Source organism: Saccharibacillus brassicae (assembly GCF_006542275.1).
Classification (GTDB): domain Bacteria; phylum Bacillota; class Bacilli; order Paenibacillales; family Paenibacillaceae; genus Saccharibacillus; species Saccharibacillus brassicae.
This window is the reverse complement of the sequence record NZ_CP041217.1, coordinates 5,230,824-5,252,756: the sequence shown is the minus strand read 5'-3', so window position 1 is coordinate 5,252,756 and position 21,933 is coordinate 5,230,824. Positions and strand designations below refer to the sequence as shown.

Here is a 21,933-nt window from a genome sequence, read left to right as displayed (position 1 = left end):
ATTAAATCCTATAGAATCCCATCATCCCATCCCCAAGCGAGGAGAGGACGCCCATGATTACGCTGTACTATTTCGCCGGATTGCGCGAAGCGACCGGCCTCGCCCAGGAACAGGCCGAACTTGAAGGCTATACGGTCGACGAACTGCTGTCCTGGGTAAAAGACAAATATCCGCATCTTGCGCTCGACGCGGTGCGCGTCGCGGTGAACGAAGAGTATGCGCTGCCGGAAGATGTGCTGCGCGGCGGCGATGCCGCCGCGCTGATTCCGCCGGTTAGCGGCGGATGACGCCGCAGGGCGGAGAGCCGATCCCGCCGTATCCGGTCGGCACGGTCGGCCTTCTGCTCGCCGGCGGATTGTCGCGCCGTTACGGCTCGCCCAAAGCGTTCGCCCTTTACGAAGGGCGTCCGTTCCACGAACGCGCGCACGCGGCGCTGTCCGGCGCCTGCGACCAAGTGATTGTCTCGGCCAGCGCAGCGTTGGCCCCGCAATTTCCGGACGCCTGCGAAGTGTGCGTCGATCTGCCGGAACTTGCCGGCCTCGGGCCGCTGGCCGGGCTCGCTTCGGTCATGCGGCGGTATCCCGCGGAGCGCTATATCGCGCTTCCGTGCGATATGCCGCGTGTCGGGCCGCGGGAGATCCGGCGGCTGCGCTCCGCGACGCAAAACGGACCGTCCGCCGACGTCAAGGCGGTGCGCAGCGCGGAAGCGGGAGATCTGCCGCTGCTGAGCGTCTGGCGCGGCGGCTTGGCCGACCGGCTGGAAGAAAGTGTGCGCGGCGGACAGCTCGGCGTCATGAAGCTGCTGGCCGGGCTGGACACCGTCTGGCTGGACGCCGCGCTTCTTCATCCCGATCCGGCGATTTTCCATAACTTTAACGTTCCGCAGCTTTAACGTTTCGTATCCCTTTTCGGCCCAAGCCGAAAACCTGAATCACGAACAACCGAATCGCAATACGCCGGGCGCGAACCGAATCCGAAGCGCCGACGAAGGAGAGGAGAGAGGAGAAGCCATGAACCTGTATACGCCAACGGACCGGCTTCGCCGGCCGATCCGCGATTTGCGCATTTCGGTCACCGACCGCTGCAATTTCCGGTGCACATACTGCATGCCCAAAGAAATTTTCGGCGACGATTTCGCTTTTATGCCCAAAGACGAACTGCTGACGTTCGAAGAGATCGAACGCCTGACGCGGCTGTTCGCTTCGATCGGCGTCAAAAAGATCCGGCTGACGGGAGGCGAACCGCTGCTGCGTCGGGGGATGCCCGACCTCGTGTCGCGCATCCTCAAAGTGGACGGCATCGAAGACGTCGGCCTGACGACCAACGGCGTGCTGCTCGGTACCAACGCCCAGCCGCTGCACGACGCGGGGCTGCGCCGGCTCAACGTCAGCCTCGACGCGCTCGACCCCGAGCTGTTCGGACGGCTGAACGGGCGGGGCATCGATTCGGCGCTCATCCTGCGGCAGATCGAGCAGGCCCGGCAGGTCGGCTTCGACGTCAAAGTCAACATGGTCGTGCAAAAAGACGTCAACGACGCCGAAATTTTGCCGATGGCCGCCTATTTCCGGGAACGGGGCATCACGCTGCGGTTTATCGAATTTATGGACGTCGGCAACGATAACGGCTGGAGCTTCAAGCGCGTCGTTACCAAAAAAGAAATCTACGAGCGCCTGAGCGCCGTGCACGAGCTGGAACCGGTCGAACCGGATTACTTCGGGGAAGTCGCTTCTCGCTATCGATACAAAGGTACGGAGGCCGAAGTCGGCTTTATCACCTCGGTGTCCGAATCGTTCTGTTCGTCCTGTACGAGAGCGCGGCTGTCTTCGAACGGCATTTTCTATACCTGCTTGTTCGCGTCGAGCGGCTTCGATCTGCGGGCTCCACTGCGCGGCGGCGCGAGCGACGAGGAGCTGCTGGCGCAGATCGTCGGCGTCTGGGAAAATCGGGCCGACCGCTACTCCGACGAACGCACCGAGCAGACGGCCAAAAATCGCAAAAAGATCAATATGTCGTATATCGGCGGCTGAGCGGCAGGCTGCGGCAGACGGCTGCAAACCGAGAGGTTCATGCGCGGATTCGCCCTTTTTTCGAAAAAATGCCCTGACTCGATCGTGCTGCCTACGCAAAAGACCCTTTCCCGAAAGTTTCGGAAAAGGGTTTTTTTTACTTTCTGCGTTCAAGCAGGCGCATGGGGCGCATGCACCTCATTTTCCAACATCCCGATATACGCCATCAGCTCGGAAATGGCCGCGTACTGCCGGGCGAGCCGGGCGTTCAGCTTCTCCAGCGCGATCCGGAACGATTGTTCCACCGCCGGCAGGTTCCCGGTATCGAGATCGTCCAGCAGCTGCCGGATCGCTTCGATAAAATAGACGGTCTGGCGCAGGCTGCTGATCACGATGATCCGGCGCAGCTCGCGCGGCGCAAACTGCCGATACCCGCTTTGCGGATGGCGGCGCGGCCGGATCAGCCCTTCTTTTTCCCAATGCCGCACGGCCGACGGGTTGACGCCCGCAATCTGCGACACCTCGCCGATGCTCATGCAATCCGTGATGCGGCGTCCGTTGTACGCGGAGAAATCGGTCCGTTCGATCAGCCGCATCATTTCGGTCAGCCGGCTGTTCTCCGCCTGAATCTGCGCCTGTTCGGCATTGAGCGCCCACAGCGCTTCGCCGATCTGCTGCTCCCGGATCAGGCGCATGACCGAATAAGCGGTCGGAATGCTGTACGCCGCAAGCAGCGCGCGGAGCGAGCGAAAAGCCTGCAGATGGATCTGCCCGTACAGGCGGCGTCCGGCGCCGATCCGCGGCACGTCGGGAATCAGGTGCTGCCGCTCGTAGCTGCGCAGCGTCGTCGTGCTGACGCCCAGCGCTTCGGCCGCCTGTTTGGGCGTCCACCGATCGACGGCGGAACGAGAATCGGTCATGGAGCAGGCTCCTTTCGCTTTTGGGGGATTGGACTTTCGTTTTGGATTTTATTTTCACGTCGGATTCCAATTTCGTTCCCGCGCAACCTTCAACTTCAACCTTCAAGCGCTACGACAACATTTAACCGGAAAAAGCGCCGCGGTGCAAGAGCCCGTTCTCTTTTAACCGAAAGATTGCCTCAATGTTATATGATCGAAGCAAGAACGTTCGCGAAGAAAAGGGAGGAGCATACCCATGAATAGAAACAGGCACACCCCGAACGATGCGATCCAGATCCGGGGAGCCCGGGAAGGTCAGTTGAAGTCGGTCGATCTGGACATTCCGAGAGAACGGCTGGTCGTCTTCACGGGCTTGTCCGGTTCGGGCAAATCGACGCTGGTCGAGACGATTTTCCGGGAAAGCCAGCGGCAGTACCTCGAAGCGGTCGGCTACCAGGGCATTCGCAAACCGAACGTGGACCGGATTCGCTTCCTGTCGTCCGCGATCCGGATCACGCAGAGCGAGTCGAACCGCAATCCCCGCTCCACGGTAGGCACGAAGACGAATATTTACACCGATCTGCGCATGCTGTACGAAAAGCTCGGCGAGCGCGACTGTCCGCACTGCGGAGAGCGGATCTCGGCGGCGGACTGCCGCGAGACGACGACCGTAATCGACGGGGAATTCCGTGTCTATATGGACTGCAGCCGCTGCGGGCAGCGCATGGACAAGCTGACGCGCAGCCATTTCTCTGCCAATACGCGGGAAGGCGCCTGCCCGGACTGCCAGGGACTCGGCAGCCGGCTCAGCCTCGTGCCGGAGCGCTGCATCGACGCATCGCGCTCTCCGCAAGGCGGAGCGGTCGATTATTGGGCGCAGGCGTACCAAGACTACCAGGTCGATCTGCTGCACAAAGCGCTGGCGCATTACGGCGTTCCGGCCGACCGGGAGACGCCGGTCGGCGAATACGGCGAAGCGCAGACGGCGCTGCTGCATTGGGGCGCGGATTCGGCGCAGGTCAAAGCGCTGTTCCCGCAGATCCAGCCGCCCAAAAGCGTCTCCGCCGGGCGCTTCGAAGGCGTGCTGACCACGCTGTGGCGGCGCCTGTCCGAGAAGGAAGGCGACGCCAAAGGGTTGAACCGGTATTTCGATTCGGTACGCTGCGCTTCCTGCGCCGGAGAACGGCTGAATCCTCTGAGCCGCAGCGTTACCGTCGCCGGGCGGAGGCTGCCGGAACTGAGCGTGATGTCGCTGGAAGAACTGGGACAGTGGCTGGCGGCTCTGCAAGGCGGGGAATCGGACAGGGCTTCGGGTGGGAAGCCGGGCGAGGATTTGGGCAGCAATTCGGGCGGACAGTCGGTACGCATCTACCTCGAAGACCTGCGGACGAAGATTAGCCGGTTGGAGCGGATCGGGCTCGGATATCTGTCGATCGACCGGCAGATGATCACGCTGTCCGGCGGCGAGAGCCAGCGGATCAAGCTGGCCGCGGCGCTCGATTCCGACCTGACCGGCATGATGTACCTGCTGGACGAGCCGACGATCGGCCTGCATCCCCGCGACACGGAAGGCGTGATTGCTGTTCTTCAGCGCCTGCGGGACTTGGGCAACAGCGTGCTCGTTATCGAGCACGATCCGGAAGTGATGCGGGCCGCCGATCATATCGTCGATCTGGGGCCGGGCTCCGGCAGGCACGGCGGCCGCGTCGTCGCGCAGGGCACGCTTGCGGAGCTGATGCGGAGCGAAGCTTCCGTGACGGGCGCTTACTTGAAGCGGGAGCAGCCGCCTCTGCGCCGGCTCCGCCAAGGAGACGGCGCGTCGATCGGCATCGCAAGCGCTTCGCTGCACAATTTGCAGGAAGTGAACGTGCGTATCCCGACCGGCTGCCTCGTTGCCGTGACCGGCGTATCCGGTTCGGGCAAGTCTTCGCTGATCTTCGGCGTGCTGGCCGCGGCGGCAGACCCCGGGAGCGCTCCCGATCGGCGCCGCGGCCAGATCACCGGCCTGGAGGCGTTCGACCGGGTCGTCACGATTCGCCAATCGGCGATCACGCGCATGAAGCGCTCCAACGTGGCGACGTATTCCGAAGCCTACGGCGAGATTCGCAAGCTGTATGGCAGCCTCGAAGAAGCGCGGGCGCGCGGGCTGTCGGCCAAAAGCTTCTCGTTCAACACCCCGGGCGGCCGCTGCGAAAACTGCGAAGGACTCGGAACGGTGACGAGCAGCATGCTGTTTTTCGAAAATATCGAGGAGATCTGCCACGTCTGCGGCGGACGCCAGTTCAGCGAAGACGTGCTCGCCGTGACGTACCTCGGCCGCTCGATTCACGAGACGCTGCGGCTGCCGATCGAGGAGGCGGCGACCGTGTTCGAGCGTCTGCCCAAGCTGCGGCGCATCCTGCATCTGCTGAACGAAGTGGGTCTCGGTTATTTGGAACTTGGGCAGACGCTGACCACGCTGTCCGGCGGCGAAGCGCAGCGGCTGAAGCTTGCGTCCGAACTGCTCGGCTCCAAAGCCAAACGCCTCCTGTACCTGATGGACGAGCCGACGACGGGACTGCATCCGGCTGATGTGGACCATTTTCTCAAGCTGCTGCACGCGATGGTCGATTCCGGCAGCACCGTGATAATCGTGGAGCATAATATGCAGGTCGTCGCGGACGCGGATTGGGTCGTCGATCTCGGACCGGAAGGCGGGGTGCGCGGCGGGCAGGTAGGCTTCAGCGGCACGCCGGCAGACCTGCTGTCGTCGGAAAACGGCGCTACGGCGGAACATTTGGGCAGGCATTCTTGAGCAAAAAGAACGTCTTCCTTGAGCAAAAAAGACGTCCTCGCCTCGCAGCCTCGGCATTAGGCCGGGGCGTGGGGGGCGAGGGGCGGAGTAGGAGCGAGACGAAGGGTCGGATGCGGGCGTTCGGGTCCAGGCGTTCGGATGTAGGCGTTTGAGTGCAGACGTTCCGGTTCAAGCATTTGAGTGCAGGCGTTCAGGCTGTACCGTTTCATTGTTAACCTTGTATGAAAATATAAGTTTACAATGAATCTTCGGCACGCTATACTGCTAGCAAGCCGGAACGGTACGCCCGTTCCGGACTTGACAGTATCCTACTCGGAGGTCGATTCCCTTGAAAACAAAAGAAATGGTATACGCGGCTCTGTTCGCCGCGCTGATCGCGGTGCTCGGCATGATTCCGCCGATTCCGCTCGGCTTCATTCCGGTCCCGATCACGCTGCAGACGCTGGGCGTCATGTTGGCGGGCGGTTTTCTGGGCAAAAAAACGGGCGCACTCAGCCTGATCCTGTTTATCGTCTTGGTCGCGATCGGACTGCCGATCCTGGCCGGAGGCTCCGGCGGATTGGCGCCGCTCGTCGGACCGACCGCCGGCTATATCTTCAGCTGGCCGATCGCGGCCTTCTGCATCGGCTGGGCGTCGGAGAAAGTCTGGCCCCGCCTGAAGACCTGGAAGCTGATCGCCATCAACGCCGTGTTCGGCGTGCTGCTGGTCAATCTGATCGGCGCGCCGGTCATGGCGCTTATTACGAACACGCCGATCTGGCCGGGACTCGCCGCTTCCGCCGTCTTCCTGCCGGGCGACCTGATCAAAGCGGTCGTAGCGGCCGTCGTCGTCATTCAGGCCCGCGCGGTCAGCCCGATCGAAGAGAAAGTGTACGGCGCCTGACATGCTGGAATTCGATCAGGTCTCTTACCATTACCGGCGGGGACAGGAAGTGCTGCGCGGCGTCAGCTTCCGTATCCGGGAAGGCGAATTCCTCTCGATCGTCGGCGGCAACGGAAGCGGCAAATCGACGCTGGCCAAGCTTATGAACGGCCTGCTGCTTCCGCGCAGCGGAACGGTCCGGTTCGACGCGCGGCCGACTTCCGACGCCGCCCACCTGCAGGCGGTGCGCCAGGGCGTCGGATTGATTTTCCAAAATCCCGACGACCAGTTCATTACGACCGGCGTAAGCGACGAGATCGTGTTCGGCCTGGAAAATATTCGCGTGCCCGCGGAAGAGATCGGCGAACGGGTGCGGCAGGCGCTTCGGGCAGTGCGGATGGAGCCGTACGCCGATTCGGCGCCGCACGAGCTGTCGGGCGGGCAGAAGCAGCGCGCGGCGATTGCCGCGGTGCTGGCTATGCGCCCCCGGCTGATCCTGTTCGACGAAGCGACGTCGATGCTCGATCCGCGCGGCAGAGCGGATATGCTGCATAGGATGCGCGAGCTGCACCGGCAGGGCCTGACGGTCGTGCAGATCACGCACCATATGGACGAAGTGCCGGCGTCGGACCGGGTGCTGCTGCTCGATCGCGGAGAGATCGCTTTCGACGGTACGCCGGACGATTTCTTCGCTTCGGCCGACCTGGAATCTTACGCGCTGGATACACCGTTCGCCGTGCGCGTTCACGAACATCTCGGCCTGACCGGTTCGCTGTCGGCCGATTGGAAGGAGCGTGTCGCTGACCAATGGAACACTCCACGGAAATAGGCAGTCCGGCCTTCTACGCATTGCGGAACATCGGGGTCGCGCTCGGCGGCCGCCCGGTGCTGCGTGACGTCACGTGCGAACTTCGGCAGGGAAGCTGGACGTCGCTGGTCGGTCCGACCGGCGCCGGCAAATCGACGCTGGCCCGCCTGTTCAAAGGAGTGATCCCCGAGTACACGGGCGACTACCGGATCGGCGGCCGCCCGGCCGCCACGGACCGCAAAGGCCGGGCGCAGGTGCTGCCGGAGATCGGATTCGTGTTCCAATACCCGGAACACCAAATTTTCGAGACGACGGTGGAACGCGAACTCGGTTTTGCGCTGCGGATGCGGGGCGATTCGCCCCGCGAGATCCAAGCGGCCATCGCGGACATCCTGCCGCGCCTCGGCCTCGGCGAAGAGCTGCTCCCGCAGTCGCCGCTGCTGCTCAGCGGCGGGCAGAAGCGGCGCATCGCGATCGCTTCGGTCCTGATTGCGGAGCCGCAGCTGCTCATTCTCGACGAGCCGACGGCCGCGCTCGATCCGCTCAGCCGGCGCGAGCTGCTGGACCTGCTGCGGGAGTGGCAGCGGCGAGCCAATCGCACCGTGCTGTTCATCTCGCACCGGATGGAAGACGTGGCCGAGTATTCGGACCGGGTGCTGCTGCTGAGCGAAGGCCGGTTGGCCGGCGATCTGGCGACGAACGAGCTGTTCCTGCGCCGAAGCGACCTGCTGGAGCAGGCCGGACTTGCACTGCCGGAGAGCGTGGAGCTGCTTAAGCTGATCGAGCGGCTCGCCGGCCGCCGGCTTCAGCCGGCGAACTGCCGCGAAGACGAGATCCTGCGCGTCGTGCGTGAAGCCTGGCAGGATCGGCATCGGGAACGAGGGCAGGAGCAATGGCGGGACGAACGATGGCAGAGAGAGCAGAAAGATCCACAGGAGGAACGAGGGCAGGACCGACAGGAAGGGCACGAGGATCTGCGGCAGGCGCGGCAGGAAGATCGACAGCAGGAACGGCAGCAAGAACAGTCGCAGAATCGGCAGGAAAATCGCAAAGGGAGCGGCGCCCATGGCGAATAGGCTGCTGATCGGTCAATTCGTCGAAGCGGATTCTGCGCTGCACCGGCTCGATCCGCGCACCAAGCTGCTCGGTATGCTGCTGCTGATGATCGTCCTGCTGAATGTCCGCGGCTGGGGCGGGTACGGAGCGGCGGCTTTGTTCGTTCTGGCCGTCCTGCTCGGCTCCCGCGTGCCGCTTCGCCGCTATGCGCGCGGCCTGCTGCCGATTCTGCCCGTGCTGCTGTTCACGCTGCTGTACCATATCCTGTTCGGACGCGGCGACAGCGTGATCGCCTCGTACGGCGTCATCCGGATCACGCGCGAAGGGACGGAAGAAGGGCTGCGCATCTTCGCGCGTATCGCCCTGCTGATCCTGCTTGCGTCCGTATTGACCGCCGCTACCCGTCCGCTGATTCTGGCGCAGGGATTGGAGCGGCTGCTGAAGCCGCTGTCGAAGCTTGGCGTTCCGGTCGAGCAGTTCTCGCTCATGATCGTGATCGCGATTCGCTTTATCCCGACCGTGCTGGAAGAGGTGGACCGTATTCAGCTGGCCCGGCGGGCCCGGGGCTTCGATCCGTCCGGCCTGAATCCGGTCCGCCGCCTGTTCGCGTTCGTGCCTGTGCTCGTCCCGCTGCTCGTCACGACCGTCCGCCGCGCGGACAATCTGACGATGGCGATCGACGCGCGAGCGTACGGAGACGGCCGCGGCCGGACCGTATACCGTCCGCTTGCGCTTCGGCGCCAAGACGCCGCCGCAGGTGCTGTGCTAACGATAGCCGCCGCGGCCATTTTGGCGCTCGACTTTTGGTTCGGGCGTTGAGTTTGTCCGCACCGCCAAACACCTCCCTTGCCGGGCGTTTGGCGGATTGCAGATGGGCCAACCCGCTCCAACGCCGTGGCACGCTTCAACGCCGTCGGCATGCTTCAACAGGAAAGCGATCTGCAGCCATAATGCAATCCGCGCCCGCCCTGCTACAAAGGTTGACTTTTGATCCACATTTTGCGGGCTGCGCCACCTTTTCAAGCCGAATGCTGACTTTTCGTCAGCATTTGGCCTGAAATTTGCTGTTTATACGCGGGACCGAAGCAAAATGCTGACCAATCGTCAACATTTCCTCTAACGGGACGCTTTTTCGGACAAAATGCTGCCTGTAGGTCAACATTAGATTCAAGTCGGCTGTGGCCTCAGGACACCTAACCGCAAAAAAGGAACCTCATTCTCCAAGTGGAGAGTAGGGTTCCTTTTTGCGCTCCGCTTTGAGTGCCGCATACGCGCCTACGTTAGGACGATCGCGCCTTTTGCGACAGCTTGAGCCGAGTTCGTCTGCCGATCTGCCAAATCCCGTTCTTTTGGACTCTGAAGTTTGTGCGTTCTCCCTATCTCCTGCGCCGCGCACAAATCCTAACGAACCTTCATATCGCTATTTGACACTATTTCGTCTTTTCAACTATTTAATGAATCCTCATAACCTTATTGGCTGTAAAAAGTCGATTTAAGGCCGTTTTAAGTCGAATAGCGTGCTGACGATTCGTTACAACAGGAAAAAGCGCACGAATGGGAAAATAGCGTGACCAGGCTTCGTTAGTGTGCCAAGTGGAGTCTACAGCGTTCTGCGAAGTGCCGCGGATTTTCGTGAAGTTTCGCGGAGTACTACCGATTCCTGCGAAGTCTTTTAGCCTCTTGTAAAGTTCGGCAGAGTTTCACAAAATCCCGTGGGGTCCTGTGGAGCTGCGCGGAAGGCTGCAGGGCCCCGCACACTTCAGGACACCAGCCGCAGTACGAGAATGCCCGCCAAAGCCAGCAGAATCCCGAACGCTTCGCGCCGGCTCATGCTTTCTTTGAGATAGAAGCGCGCATACAGCAGCACGATCACGATGTTGAGCGCGATGATCGCGGATACGAGGCCCGTAATGCCGACCTGCAGCGCGTTCAGCATCAGCACCATGCCGGCGATATTGGTCAATCCGACCGTCATGCCCCACAGCAGCGTACGCGGCGCGCTCCAGGCGGGAGGGGAGGCGGCGGCTGTACGAAGCGCCGACGAACCTCCCGGCTCCGCAGCCTGCGCTCCACGCCCAGCCCGTGCCCGGTCCAGCGCGTACATGCCGAGAAACAGCAGCGTGCCGGAAGCGAACATCGCGGTCAACACCGGAAGCATCGAAGCCCCGGACAGCACCGACTGTTTGGAGCTGAGGTCGGTGAAGCTGTAGAGCAGCATCGCAAGCGTGCCCCACTGCCAGCCGCGCAGTTGGCCGCCGCGCAGATCCTGTCCGTAGCGGACGACGACCAGCGCCAGCACCACGATCCCGAAGCCGACGGCCTGCGCGAAGCCGAGCGATTCGCCCCACAGCACGTAAGCGGCCAACACTACAATCACGGGCGTCAGCGCGGAGAAAAAAGCGACCACCGACGCGCGGCCCACTTCATATCCCCGATACAGCGACGCATTGGCGGCAAAAGAAAACAACCCCATCATCAAGCCGAACTGCACGCCGCCGTTCCACGGCTGACGCGCCTGCAGATTCAGCAGCAGCGAGATCAGCGCCCCGGATACGTACACGCCGACGAACAGCAGATTCCGGTCCGCCGGCCGCTGCGACGTCCATTGATACAAAATCCCTCTGACGCCGAAGCAGGCAGCCGCTCCGAGCGCATATAGAAACCACACGTTGACTCCAACCTCCCTGCGGATTCCACCCTTGTGTCGGGGGGAATCCGGAAATTACCGTTCTCTTGCGAGGAAGGCTTTATTTCATCCTTTCGCTTCAGCGCCCGTGGATTCCTTCATTCCCTGTATATTCGCCATCTAACCCAGTCGATCCAGCAGCGGCGCAATGTGGCGGATCTCAGGCAGCGCGGCCGGCTTAAGCGGCAGAGGCAGCCCCGAAGCATCCATCCAGCCCTGCCGGATCGCGATCGCCGCCGCTGCGCGCACGCTGCCGTGGCGCTCGAACAGCGCCCAGATCGGCGCAAGCTCCGCCGAGAGCCGCAGCGCTTTTTCGGCATCGCCGGCCTGCGCGCTGCGCACGATGTCCAGGCAGGCGGTCGGAAACAAGCCGCCGAGGACCGAATACCAGACGTCGCAGCCGGCGAGCAGTCCGGCCGCGCCCAGCCGGTCGCCGCTGACGCCGATCCGCATGGCGTCCGGCAGCAGCGCGCGCAGCGCTTCCACCCGTACGCGGGCCTGCGCCGCGTCGTCAGGCACGCCAGGAAGCTTGACCGAGCGCACCTGCGGCAGCTCGGCGATGCGGGCGTGCAGCTCGTCGCCGAACGCAAAGCGCGTCGTGCGCGGATTGTCGTACACGCACAGCGGGACGGACAGATGACGCGACACCTGCGCGTACAGAGCGTACACTTCCTCGTCCGTCAGCGGCTGGTACGACACCGGCGCCAGCAGCACCGCCGCCGCGCCCGCGCGCTGCGCGTCGTCGGCCAGCCGCAGCACATCCCGCGTGCGCAGCGCGCCGATCCCGGCCATCACGGGAACTCCCTGGGCCTGGCGTACCGCAAGTTCGACGGTGCGTCGGCGTTCTTCCCGGTCCAGGTACATATAGCTGCCGGTCGAGCCGAGCACGCCGATCGAATGTACTTCGGCTGCGGCGAGCCGGTCGATCAGGGCGGCAAACGCTTTTTCGTCAACGGTATCCTGAATCAGCGGCGTCAGGGGAAAAGCGGATAGTCCGGTAAACATAATGGCACGCTCCTTTACTGTTGGCTTTCAAGCTGTCGAACAGCGCGAATCGCATTCAGTATATCGGGTATCGGAAAGATTCGGTAGACTTATCGGCCAACTGAACAAAGGATCTCTTCAAAAAAAGCATGTTTCCCGCTGCGGGAAACATGCTTTTTGTTTCAAAGTAAAGATGGAAATTCTACCTACCCGTCCAAACCCAAACTCGTTTACTCGGCGGACCAGTCGGGAATTTGTTCTTCCCGGTGACGGCCTCCCGCTGCAATACCTTTAGGCGAAATCTCTTCGATACGCGCCATTTCGGAAGGGGTCAGTTGGATTTCGGCGGAAGCTGCATTTTCTTCCAAATACTTGACTCTTTTGGTGCCTGGAATCGGCGTTACGCCTTGCGCGATCATCCAGGCCAAGGCAAGTTGGGAAGCAGATACGCCTTTTTCACCGGCCAAAGATTCAATATGCCGAACCAGATCCACGTTGCGTTGAAAATTCTCGCCCGTGAAGCGGGGCAGATAACGTCGGGCATCGTCTTGTGCGAGATCTTCGAAACGCTTGATCTGGCCGGTCAGAAACCCCCGTCCGAGTGGACTGTACGCGACAAATTCGATCCCAAGCTGCTCACATAACGGGAAAAGCTCATCTTCGGCCTCGCGGCTCCATAGCGAATATTCGGTCTGAAGCGCAGTAATGGGATGGACGTCGTGAGCCCGCTTGATTTGATGGATCGAAGCTTCGGAAAGACCGAGATAACGGACTTTGCCTTCCTTGACCAGTTCACTCATAGCGCCTACCGTTTCTTCGATCGGAACGTTCGGATCAACCCGATGCTGGTAGTACAGATCGATATGATCTGTTCCCAAGCGCTTGAGGCTGGCTTCGCACGCTTCCCTAACATACTCGGGCCGTCCGCTGATTCCGAGAAACGAACCGTCTTCCCCGCGCATGGAGCCAAATTTGGTTGCCAGTACGATCTCGGAACGACGTCCTTTAAACGCTTTTCCAATCAATTCTTCATTGGCGCCCACGCCATACGTATCCGCGGTGTCCAGAAAGTTCACGCCAAGATCGGCGGCACGGTGAAGGGTACGAATCGATTCCGAATCTTCCCGGCCACCATAGTATTCTGACATTCCCATACAGCCAAGACCCAGTACGGAGATTTCAAGTTCACTGTTCTTTAAGCGTTTGGTCTTCATTTAAGCTCACTCCTCGAGTCGATTCAATTAAATGTTTGAAGTTATTGACTTTGTAATTCAGTAAATCGAGAGTCTTCTGCATCTCTTCGATTTCTTTCTCAAACTGCTGCTGCTGATTGTAAAGAATCCGGTAGCAATGTTCGTATTGTCGGGTATCCGAGTAAGTTAAATACTCTTTGATCTCTTGAAGGGTCATGCTTGTTTTTTTGAGCTGCACAATAAACTGAAGCCGATGCAGATCTTTTTCGCTATAAATACGATGTCCGTTTGCCTTTTTGCACGGTGCGGGCATCACTTTCGCTTTCTCATAAAAACGGATGGTATCGGAGGTTACTCCCGTAAGCTCACCCAGCTGTTTGATCGAATAGGTGGGATTTGGATTCATTTTCGTTCACTACTTTCCGGAAAGTATGGAGGGTATAACTCCCTGCGCATCGGGATATCCTCATCCTACTACTTGGAGAACACTCCAAGTCAAGCCGTCTTTTTCGGATTTTTTAAACACTCAAGTTCACGGCATTTCGGTAGCTTTTTGGCGTCAGTCCCGTCAGCGTCTTGAACACCCGGTAGAAATGCGCAGGGGTCTCGTAGCCGCAGCTTCGGGACACTTCTTCGACCGTCAGTTCCGTGGCCCGCAGCAGTTCTTTGGCGCGGATCATCCGTTTGGCATTAACGTATTGGGTCAGATTCATGGTCGTCAGCCGTTTGAATACGCGAGAGAAATGCGGAGCCGATACGTTGGCCTGCTGCGCCAGTGCGGCCAGACCGTTCTGCGCTTCGGGAGATTCGTCGATTCTGCGCAGCACATCGTTCATCCAGACGGGGCCGACGGAAGCTTCGGCGGCGAGATCGAAGTCTTTTTCCGCCCAAATCAAACGATTGATCGCAAGCAGCAGCCGGGAAGTGATCCCTCTGACCGCTTCCCGAAAACCGGGCTGCCGCTCCCGCAGTTCGTTCTCGATCTGCTCCAGTGCCGATTCGACAACAGAAATCAACGACTCGGTCAGCTCGATCCGGTACGTTCTGCGCTGCCGCGCAAACTCGAACGCCAGCAGCGGATCGTACCCGTCTCCAAGCGAAGGTGCCGCAAGCAGCGACGGAGCGAAGAACAGCGCGGACGATACGATCGGATCTTCGTCGCGGGGCAGGGACCGGTGAATCGTATTGCCGGGAATGAGGAACAAGTCCCCGCGCTTTTTCTCATACCAATCCTGATCGATAAAAAACACGCCCTGACCCCGGTGGATATAGACCAACTCATAGCGGTCGTGCAGATGATCGGGCAGTTCGTCGTTTTGCTTTTTGGTAGTGAGATGGATCAATTCGAAAGGAAATAACGGTTCGCCTTCAAAAGGCTTGCGAATAGGCGGCATCGGCAGTTCTCCTCGGCGAAAAAATCAAAAAAGGTTATAAAGATGCGGGAATCGGATATTTTCTAGCTCATTTTCTTACTATACACTGTTTATAGAACGCTTTCATTAGAAAGGGGGAGCCTTGATGCGTATTGACGCCCATCAGCATTATTGGAAAATAACGCGCGGCGATTACGGATGGATTACGCCGGAGCTGCCGATTCTGTACCGCGACTTCCTGCCTGGCGATCTGGAACCGCTGCTGCGGGAAGAAGGATTGGACGGCAGCATTCTGGTGCAGGCGGCGCCGACGCTCGACGAATCGCGCTATCTGCTTGAACTTGCGGATCAGGATCCGTCCGTGCTTGGCGTCGTCGGCTGGCTGGATCTGCTGGACCCCGAGCACCGTATCCATTACGACGAACTGAGCGGGCACGCCAAATTCGCCGGATTCCGCCTGATGATCCAGGACATGCCGGATGTCTCGCGCATTCTGGAACCGGCGTTTATCGAAGCGCTGCGCAGTTATGCCGACGAAGACGTCCCGGTCGATCTGCTGCTGACAGCGGATCAGCTGGACCCGGTGCTTGAGCTGCTGCGGCAGGTGCCGCATCTGCGGGGCGTCGTCGACCATCTGGCCAAGCCGTGCATCCGGCAGCGGCAGTTCGAGCCGTGGGCGAGCCGGTTAAGCGAACTTGCGCTTCTGCCGAATCTGTTCTGCAAAGTGTCCGGAGTCGTGACGGAAGGAGATCATAACGGCTGGAAAACGGAAGACTTCGTGCCGTATCTGCGTCATGCGCTGGAGGTGTTCGGGCCGGAGCGCGTCATGTTCGGCAGCGATTGGCCGGTCTGCCTGCTCGCCGCTTCGTACGAACAGGTGACGGATATTTTGCTTCGCGCGATTCCGCAGGAGTGGGGCGAGCGGGAGCGGGCGCTGCTGTTTGGCGGGAACGCCAAAATCTTTTACAAACTGCAAGCGAAACCATTAACCCGATGAATGACTCCAAGCAGAGAGGAAGATGATGATGCAAACACGTACACTCGGCCGCACCGGACTGGAGGTGTCGGCGTTAAGCTTCGGCGCGTCCTCGCTCGGCTCGGTATTCCGCGAGACGGACGACCGCGAAAGTATCCGCACCGTGCATAGCGCGATTGACGCGGGGATCAATTATATCGACGTGTCGCCCTACTACGGCCTGACCAAAGCCGAGACGGTGCTCGGGCAGGCCATCTCCGGGCTGCCGCGGGACAAGTTCCTGCTCTCTTCCAAAGCCGGCCGCTACGGCGACGCGGAATTCGACTTCACGGCGGAGCGGATCGTGCGCAGCGTCGAAGACAGCCTGAAGCGGCTGCATACGGACTACCTCGATATCCTGTTCCTGCACGATATCGAGTTCGCTTCGGCGGACGTCATCGTCGAAGAAGCGGTTCCGGCCATGCATGCGCTCAAGCGGCAGGGCAAGATCCGCTTCTCCGGCATTAGCGGACTGCCGCTCGCGCTGTTCGAGCAGGTGCTGCCGCGAATCGACGTCGATGCGATTCTGTCGTACTGCCATTATTCGCTCAACGACAATTCGCTGCTGGCGCTGCTGCCCCTGCTCGAAGAACGGGGCGTCGGCGTCGTCAACGCGTCGCCGCTATCGATGGGACTGCTCGGCACCCGCCCGATCGCCGATTGGCATCCCGCGGGCGAGACGTTGAGAGCCGCCTGCCGCAGAGCGGCGGAACACTGTGCGGCGAGAGGCGGCGACATCGCCAAGCTGGCGATCCAGTATTCGACGCGCCATGACAACATTCCGACGACGCTCGTCAGCACGGCGACTCCGGCCAATATCGCCAAGAACGCGGCCTGGGTCGACGAACCGCTCGACGAAGAACTGCTGCTTGAAGTGCTGGACATCCTCAAGCCGGTCCATCGTCTCTCCTGGCCGAGCGGACGCCCGGAGTATAACGTCGCGGCCGACCTATCGGCGGCCGCGACGGAAGAAGGCCGCCCATGACCCGGGGCATCGTCTGCGAAGAGATCGGGCGCCTCGTATGGCGCGAAGACCTGCCGGAGCCGACGATTGCGCCGGGCCGCGCAATCGTCCGCATTCGCCGGATCGGCATCTGCGGCACGGACCTGCACGCGTACCGGGGCCGGCAGCCTTTTTTCGACTATCCGCGTATTCTCGGGCATGAACTGGCGGGCGTCATCGAAGAAGTCGGCGATAACAGCGAGGGGCTCCGCGCCGGTGATCAGGTGAGTCTGATTCCGTATATACACTGCGGCCGATGCGGCGCCTGCCTAAGTGGGAAGACCAACTGCTGCCGGCAGATGCAAGTGTTCGGCGTCCACACGGACGGCGGGATGCGCGAGCGGGTCTCGATGCCGGTCAGCCATCTGATCCGCACCGAAAGACTGACGCTCGACCAGTCGGCGATGCTGGAGCCGCTTGCGATCGGTGCGCACGGCATCCGGCGCGCCGGCGTGCAGGCCGGCGACACGGTGCTCGTTATCGGCGCGGGGCCGATCGGGCTCGGCGTCATGGTCCTCGCCCGGCATGCCGGCGCGAACGTGATCGCGATGGACCTGAACGCGGAGCGGCTGGGATTTTGCCGCTCCTGGGCCGGCGTCGGACAGACGCTGACGGCGTCAGGCGATTCGCTTGCGCAGCTGGAAGCGCTGACGAACGGCGAACTTGTTCCGATCGTGATCGACGCGACAGGCAGCGCGGAATCGATGCAGCAGGCGTTCCGCTTCGTCTCGCACGGCGGCACGCTCGTCTATGTCGGCCTGGTCAAAGGGCAGATCGCGTTCGACGATCCGCATTTTCACAGCCGCGAGCTGACGCTGTCGGCCAGCCGCAACGCCACGCGGCAGGACTTCGATTTTGTGCTGGACGCAATGGCCGCCGGTGTGATCGACGCGGATCGGTATATTACGCACCGGGCGCCTCTGGAAGAAGCGGCGGAACGATTCGAGTCGTGGCTGCGGCCGGAATCGAAAGTGATCAAGGCGATGGTAGAGATCGGCGATTGAGCAAGAGCCGCGAGGCAGAGGAGGAGAAACCGCATGAATCGAAACGGCTATACGCTGCATCGCCCGGCTTCGCGCTGGGAAGAAGGGGCACTGTGCGGCAACGGCACGATAGGTGCCATCGTTATGGGCGAGCCGGAGCGCGAACGGCTTATTTTGTCCCATGAGCGGTTGTTCGTCCCGATGAACCGGGAGGAACGGCCGATCGAAATGGGCGATCGGCTGCCGGAGATCCGGCGGCTGATCGCCGAAGGGCGGGAAGACGAGGCGGCGGAGCTGCCGGTCGGGCTGTTCCGCCAGACGCACGGCGGCGATGACGGCCTGCTGTGGACCGATCCGTTTCTCCCGGCGATCGAGCTGCGGATCGACACCCGGCTGCCGGATCTCGATGTATCCGGCGAAGCGGACGATTACGCGCGGTCGCTCGATTACGCAAGCGGCGAAGCGGCGGTCGGCTTCCGTCTGGACGGCCGGAAGCTGGAACGTCGCGTCTTCGTATCGAGGCGCGACGCCGCCTGCGTCTTGCGGCTGGGCGCCGAAGACGCGCCGGCCGATTACGAATTGTCGGTCGGGCTGCCGCCGGTCACGCCGGAAGGGCGGGACTTTTACGCCGACTATTTCGGCAGGCAGCCCGTCTTCACCGTGCATCCGCACGCTTCGGCGGAAGCGGCGGTGTGCGTATGCGAATTCGGCGGCACGGGCGCCGGGTACGCCGCGATCGTGACGGTCGCTTCCGGCGACGGCGAGGCGTCGATCGCAGGCGGCACGCTCTCGATCCGCTCGGCCGGCTCGGTGACAGCCTTGCTGTCGCTGATCCCGGTCGCGGACGTGCGCGCGTTCTCCGCGGAAGACGAGATCGCGCGGCTGCGGGCGCTGCCCGCTTCGTACGGCGAACTGCTGCAGCGGCACGAAGCCGTGCACGCGCAGCGGTACGGCCGGATCTCGCTGCGCCTCGGCGAAGAGGTCCGCGGCTTGCGGACGCCGTCCGCCGCCGGGGACCGCGAAAGCGGCGGCGGCGAAGCGCTGTGGACCGAAGCGCGCGCGGCGGCCGAAGCGCCGCCCGCTTTTCTCGAGCGTATGTTCCACGCGGGACGTTACGAGACGCTGTCGAGCTGCGGCGAATGGCCGCCGAACCTGCAGGGCGTCTGGGCAGGCAGCCACAACGTGCCGTGGTGCAGCGATTACACGCAGGACGGCAATCTGCCGACCGTGATTTCCGGACTGCTGCCGAGCGGGGATTTCGAGAGCCTGCTCTCGTATTTCGATTACCAGGAAGACATGCTGGACCATTACCGCGAGAACAGCCGGGCACTTTACGGCTGCCGGGGTATCCATATTCCGACCCGATCGAGCGGCAGCGGCTACGATATCCATTTCAGTCCGGAATATCCGATGACGTTCTGGACGGCGGGCGCGGCATGGGCTTCGCGTTTCTACTACGACTATTGGCTGTATACGGGCGACGACGCCTTTTTCCGCGACCGGGCTCTGCCGTTCATGCGGAAATCCGCGCTGTTCTACGCGGATTTCCTGATCGAAGACGGAGACGGACGCTGGCTGTTCAGCCCTTCGTATTCGCCGGAGAATACGCCGCTCGGCAGGAGTAATTCGACGACGCTTAACGCCACGATGGACATCGCCGCGGCCAAAGAACTGCTTCAGCATCTGATCACCGGCTGCCGGACGCTCGGGATCGAAGACGTAGCGCTTCCCGAATGGAGCGCCATGCTCGCGAAAATGCCCGATTACCGGATCAACGCCGACGGCGCGCTGACGGAATGGGCTTCGCCGCGCTATGAAGACTGCTACGACCATCGGCACGCTTCGCATTTGTACATGCTGTATGCCGATATTCCCGAAGAGATCCGGCGCGATCCGGCTCTGTACGCGGCCTGCGAGCAGGCGTACCGCCTGAAGCGCGAGCTCAAGAAGAACGAACAGGGCACGATGTCGTTCGGCCTCGTCCAGACCGGCCTGGCGGCGGCTCATCTGCGCGACGCCGAGATGGTGGAAGCGATGCTCCAGTCGATGGCGCTCAACAATTATTACGTGACGTTCGCGTCTTCGCACGATTACGGTCCGACGCTGTTCAACGCGGACATCAGCGGCGGCATGCCGGCCCTGATGCTCGAAGCGATCGCGCAGTCCAGTCCGCGCACGGACGGGCAGGGGGTCATCCGCAGCTACGAGATTCGTCTGCTGCCCGCCGTTCCCCGCAGCATGCACAGCGGACAGGTCTCAGGGCTGCGGCTGCGCGGCGGCTTCTCGCTGGATATGACGTGGCAGAACGGACAGATGAGCGAATACCGGATTCACAATCCGCTGGAACGCGCATACGAAGTTCGGTAAGCGCGCTTCGCGGAGCGATCCGGTCCGTAGAACCGTACAAATCGGCAAGAAGCCTGGTATTCGCCAGGCTTCTTTTTGATCCATACAAAAAGAAGTTGCACACCAACCGAATCTCGGCTATGATGTTGACATATCAACAGTTGATACATCAACATAACAGAAGGAGCACACTCTCATGACAAAAACGGCATTGGTTACAGGCGCGAACAAAGGAATCGGTTACGAGATCGCCAAGCGGCTGCTGGAAGCGGGCTTCCGCGTATTGGTTGGAGCGCGGGATCGGGAGCGGGGAGAGACGGCCGTGCAGGCGCTGCGCGAATTCGGCGACGCCCACTGGATCTCGCTCGACGTAGCGGACCTTGCGAGCATCGAGCGTGCGGCAGCCGCCGTGAAGCAGCAGTATCCCGATCTCGCGCTGCTCGTCAACAACGCGGGCATCCCGGGCGACATGCACAAGGTCGGCTGGGCGTTTGAAGCGGAGGAGCTGGCGGCGACGCATCAGGTGAACTTCGTCGGCCCTTTCGCATTGTCCAAAGCGCTGCTTCCGCTGCTGATCGCGAATTCCGGCACGATTCAGAACGTCACGATCCCGATCGAGCCGCTGCCTTATTTCAATGCGTTTGCCTACGCGACGTCCAAAGCTCCGCTGAACGTGATGACAAAATCGTGGGCGATGAGCTTTGCTGCCGAGAATATGCCGGTGCAGATCTTCGCGGTCATGCCGGGCGCCGTATCGACCGATCTCAACGGCCGCATGACCGGCGATTTCGTCAAGACGCCGGCTCAAGCGGCGCAGTTCATCGTCGGTTTCCTGCTCGACGGCGAGAACCGTAACGGACAGGTCATCAACGACGACGGTACGCTCGCGGTCTACTGACGCATCCAAGCGCGGCCGCCTGGCGCGGCTCCGACAAGCCTGCGACACGCCAAGCCCTTTCTCCCGCGGAGAGGGCTTGGCTTTTTACATCCTTTTTTCACATAACCTTTTTGCATGCTTAAGATGGACTCCCGCGAAAAAAAGAGTGTACAATGGATAAGGTCCGGTGCGCCGGGAAGCCCCGGCCGTCCAATAACGCCAAGAAAGACGTGATGGTTTTGAGCAAGGATTGGTCGCAGGAGTCCACGTTGTTATACGAGATCTACCGGGTCAACAACGCCATCAACACCACGTTCGACGCGTACATCAGCATCAGCCAATCCCGCTTCGAGATCCTCGCCCTGATTGCCCAGGAGGCCGAGATCCGTCAAAGCGACCTGCAGCGCAAAGTGACGCTCGACAAAGCGGCCGTCGCCCGGCACCTCAAGCAGCTGGAAGAGCACGAGATCGTCGCCCGGCGCAAAAAAGACGGCAACAACCGGGTCACCTGGATTCGGTTAACCGACCGCGGAAGGGCGTTGATCGAGCATTCCCAAACGGAAAAGGAACATTTCGCCAAAGAGCTGTTGACCGATATCGACGAGGCGGAACTCGCGGTGCTGCGCAAGGTATTGGGTCGATTGAATACGAACGTGGAACGGCTCAAAGCCAAAGGGTAACGGAACACGAAGGAGGAACGAACATGGTCATTCCAAGTCTTGAACGCATTAACGAATTGTCGAAAAAAGCAAAAACGGAAGGCTTGACGGAAGCGGAAAAAGAAGAGCAGCTGCGGCTGCGCAAAGAATATCTGCGGCTGTTCCGCGGTTCGGTCAACGAGATTCTGCTGAACTCGACGATCGTCGATCCGAAGGGCGACGACGTCACCCCGGAGAAGCTCAGAGCCAAGCAAAGCGAGCTCGGGAAAAACAAAAATCATTGATCCGTCGGAACTACGGACGGTGACGCATTCTCTCTTTTCGGGATGCGACAAAAACGGTTTTTCGGACAGAAGCGGCAGGAGCCATCCGCTGCTTTTGTCCGGAAA

The 21,933-nt window shown here is 61.1% G+C and carries 21 protein-coding genes; 15 read left to right on the top strand and 6 right to left on the bottom strand.

Features of this window, described 5'->3' with window-relative positions:
• Window positions 1-53 precede the first annotated feature (53 nt).
• The 3 genes from moaD (at window position 54) to moaA (ending at window position 2,027) form a co-directional block, all read left to right on the top strand.
• The gene (gene moaD / locus FFV09_RS21910) at window positions 54-287 is read left to right on the top strand and encodes a molybdopterin converting factor subunit 1 (RefSeq protein ID WP_141449823.1); all 234 of its coding nucleotides are present in this window, start codon (window positions 54-56) and stop codon (window positions 285-287) included.
• A complete protein-coding gene (locus FFV09_RS21905; RefSeq protein WP_141449822.1) occupies window positions 284-892 on the top strand; it encodes a molybdenum cofactor guanylyltransferase in 609 nt (202 codons plus the stop codon). The genes moaD and FFV09_RS21905 overlap by 4 nt, the downstream gene beginning before the upstream one ends.
• Before the next feature lie 118 nt (window positions 893-1,010).
• On the top strand, window positions 1,011-2,027 hold the full coding sequence (gene moaA, locus FFV09_RS21900) for a GTP 3',8-cyclase MoaA (RefSeq protein WP_141449821.1): 1,017 nt from the start codon (window positions 1,011-1,013) through the stop codon (window positions 2,025-2,027).
• Window positions 2,028-2,176: 149 nt separating this feature from the next.
• On the opposite strand, the gene FFV09_RS21895 is transcribed toward moaA, so the two are convergent.
• Window positions 2,177-2,926 carry a MerR family transcriptional regulator gene (locus FFV09_RS21895; protein WP_141449820.1) on the bottom strand — a complete coding sequence of 250 codons (750 nt, stop codon included), beginning with the start codon at window positions 2,924-2,926 and terminating at the stop codon, window positions 2,177-2,179.
• A gap of 235 nt (window positions 2,927-3,161) precedes the next feature.
• On the opposite strand from FFV09_RS21895, the gene FFV09_RS21890 reads away from it, so the two are divergent.
• The 5 genes from FFV09_RS21890 (at window position 3,162) to FFV09_RS21870 (ending at window position 9,244) form a co-directional block, all read left to right on the top strand.
• Window positions 3,162-5,699 carry an ATP-binding cassette domain-containing protein gene (locus tag FFV09_RS21890; protein WP_141449819.1) on the top strand — a complete coding sequence of 846 codons (2,538 nt, stop codon included), beginning with the start codon at window positions 3,162-3,164 and terminating at the stop codon, window positions 5,697-5,699.
• Window positions 5,700-6,027: 328 nt separating this feature from the next.
• Window positions 6,028-6,582 (top strand): biotin transporter BioY, encoded by a 555-nt coding sequence (locus tag FFV09_RS21885; protein ID WP_141449818.1) that lies wholly within the window; start codon window positions 6,028-6,030, stop codon window positions 6,580-6,582.
• Between the two features lies 1 nt (window position 6,583).
• Window positions 6,584-7,390 (top strand): ATP-binding cassette domain-containing protein, encoded by an 807-nt coding sequence (locus FFV09_RS21880; RefSeq protein WP_141449817.1) that lies wholly within the window; start codon window positions 6,584-6,586, stop codon window positions 7,388-7,390.
• Entirely contained in the window at window positions 7,369-8,445 is a 1,077-nt protein-coding gene (locus FFV09_RS21875) for an ATP-binding cassette domain-containing protein (RefSeq protein ID WP_141449816.1), read from the top strand. Before FFV09_RS21880 ends, FFV09_RS21875 begins: the two co-directional genes overlap by 22 nt.
• A complete protein-coding gene (locus FFV09_RS21870) occupies window positions 8,435-9,244 on the top strand; it encodes an energy-coupling factor transporter transmembrane component T family protein (protein ID WP_141449815.1) in 810 nt (269 codons plus the stop codon). Before FFV09_RS21875 ends, FFV09_RS21870 begins: the two co-directional genes overlap by 11 nt.
• A gap of 940 nt (window positions 9,245-10,184) precedes the next feature.
• Here FFV09_RS21870 and FFV09_RS21865 read toward each other — a convergent pair.
• The 5 genes from FFV09_RS21865 to FFV09_RS21845 all read right to left on the bottom strand — a co-directional run bounded on the left by FFV09_RS21865 (window position 10,185) and on the right by FFV09_RS21845 (window position 14,682).
• Window positions 10,185-11,093 (bottom strand): DMT family transporter, encoded by a 909-nt coding sequence (locus FFV09_RS21865; protein ID WP_141449814.1) that lies wholly within the window; start codon window positions 11,091-11,093, stop codon window positions 10,185-10,187.
• A 138-nt stretch (window positions 11,094-11,231) separates the two neighbouring features.
• Window positions 11,232-12,116, bottom strand: a complete 885-nt coding sequence (locus FFV09_RS21860; protein WP_141449813.1) for a dihydrodipicolinate synthase family protein — start codon at window positions 12,114-12,116, stop codon at window positions 11,232-11,234.
• A gap of 209 nt (window positions 12,117-12,325) precedes the next feature.
• Window positions 12,326-13,309, bottom strand: coding sequence for an aldo/keto reductase (locus FFV09_RS21855; protein WP_141449812.1), 984 nt, complete (start codon window positions 13,307-13,309; stop codon window positions 12,326-12,328).
• Window positions 13,281-13,694 (bottom strand): MerR family transcriptional regulator, encoded by a 414-nt coding sequence (locus FFV09_RS21850; protein WP_141449811.1) that lies wholly within the window; start codon window positions 13,692-13,694, stop codon window positions 13,281-13,283. Before FFV09_RS21850 ends, FFV09_RS21855 begins: the two co-directional genes overlap by 29 nt.
• A gap of 112 nt (window positions 13,695-13,806) precedes the next feature.
• Window positions 13,807-14,682 (bottom strand): helix-turn-helix domain-containing protein, encoded by an 876-nt coding sequence (locus FFV09_RS21845; RefSeq protein WP_141449810.1) that lies wholly within the window; start codon window positions 14,680-14,682, stop codon window positions 13,807-13,809.
• Between the two features lie 124 nt (window positions 14,683-14,806).
• Here FFV09_RS21845 and FFV09_RS21840 point away from each other — a divergent pair, with 124 nt between their 5' ends.
• From FFV09_RS21840 to FFV09_RS21810, 7 genes are all read left to right on the top strand, one after another.
• Window positions 14,807-15,658 carry an amidohydrolase family protein gene (locus tag FFV09_RS21840; protein ID WP_141449809.1) on the top strand — a complete coding sequence of 284 codons (852 nt, stop codon included), beginning with the start codon at window positions 14,807-14,809 and terminating at the stop codon, window positions 15,656-15,658.
• Window positions 15,659-15,686: 28 nt separating this feature from the next.
• Window positions 15,687-16,661 (top strand): aldo/keto reductase, encoded by a 975-nt coding sequence (locus FFV09_RS21835; RefSeq protein ID WP_141449808.1) that lies wholly within the window; start codon window positions 15,687-15,689, stop codon window positions 16,659-16,661.
• Window positions 16,658-17,683 (top strand): zinc-binding alcohol dehydrogenase family protein, encoded by a 1,026-nt coding sequence (locus tag FFV09_RS21830; protein WP_141449807.1) that lies wholly within the window; start codon window positions 16,658-16,660, stop codon window positions 17,681-17,683. Before FFV09_RS21835 ends, FFV09_RS21830 begins: the two co-directional genes overlap by 4 nt.
• Window positions 17,684-17,716: 33 nt before the next feature.
• On the top strand, window positions 17,717-20,029 hold the full coding sequence (locus FFV09_RS21825) for a glycosyl hydrolase family 95 catalytic domain-containing protein (protein WP_141449806.1): 2,313 nt from the start codon (window positions 17,717-17,719) through the stop codon (window positions 20,027-20,029).
• 175 nt (window positions 20,030-20,204) lie between these two features.
• The gene (locus FFV09_RS21820) at window positions 20,205-20,906 is read left to right on the top strand and encodes an SDR family NAD(P)-dependent oxidoreductase (protein WP_141449805.1); all 702 of its coding nucleotides are present in this window, start codon (window positions 20,205-20,207) and stop codon (window positions 20,904-20,906) included.
• A gap of 218 nt (window positions 20,907-21,124) precedes the next feature.
• Window positions 21,125-21,565, top strand: coding sequence for a MarR family winged helix-turn-helix transcriptional regulator (locus FFV09_RS21815; RefSeq protein WP_141449804.1), 441 nt, complete (start codon window positions 21,125-21,127; stop codon window positions 21,563-21,565).
• A 23-nt stretch (window positions 21,566-21,588) separates the two neighbouring features.
• Window positions 21,589-21,828: a DUF896 domain-containing protein gene (locus tag FFV09_RS21810; protein WP_141449803.1), complete on the top strand. Its 240-nt coding sequence runs from the start codon at window positions 21,589-21,591 to the stop codon at window positions 21,826-21,828.
• The last annotated feature ends 105 nt before the right edge of the window (window positions 21,829-21,933 follow it).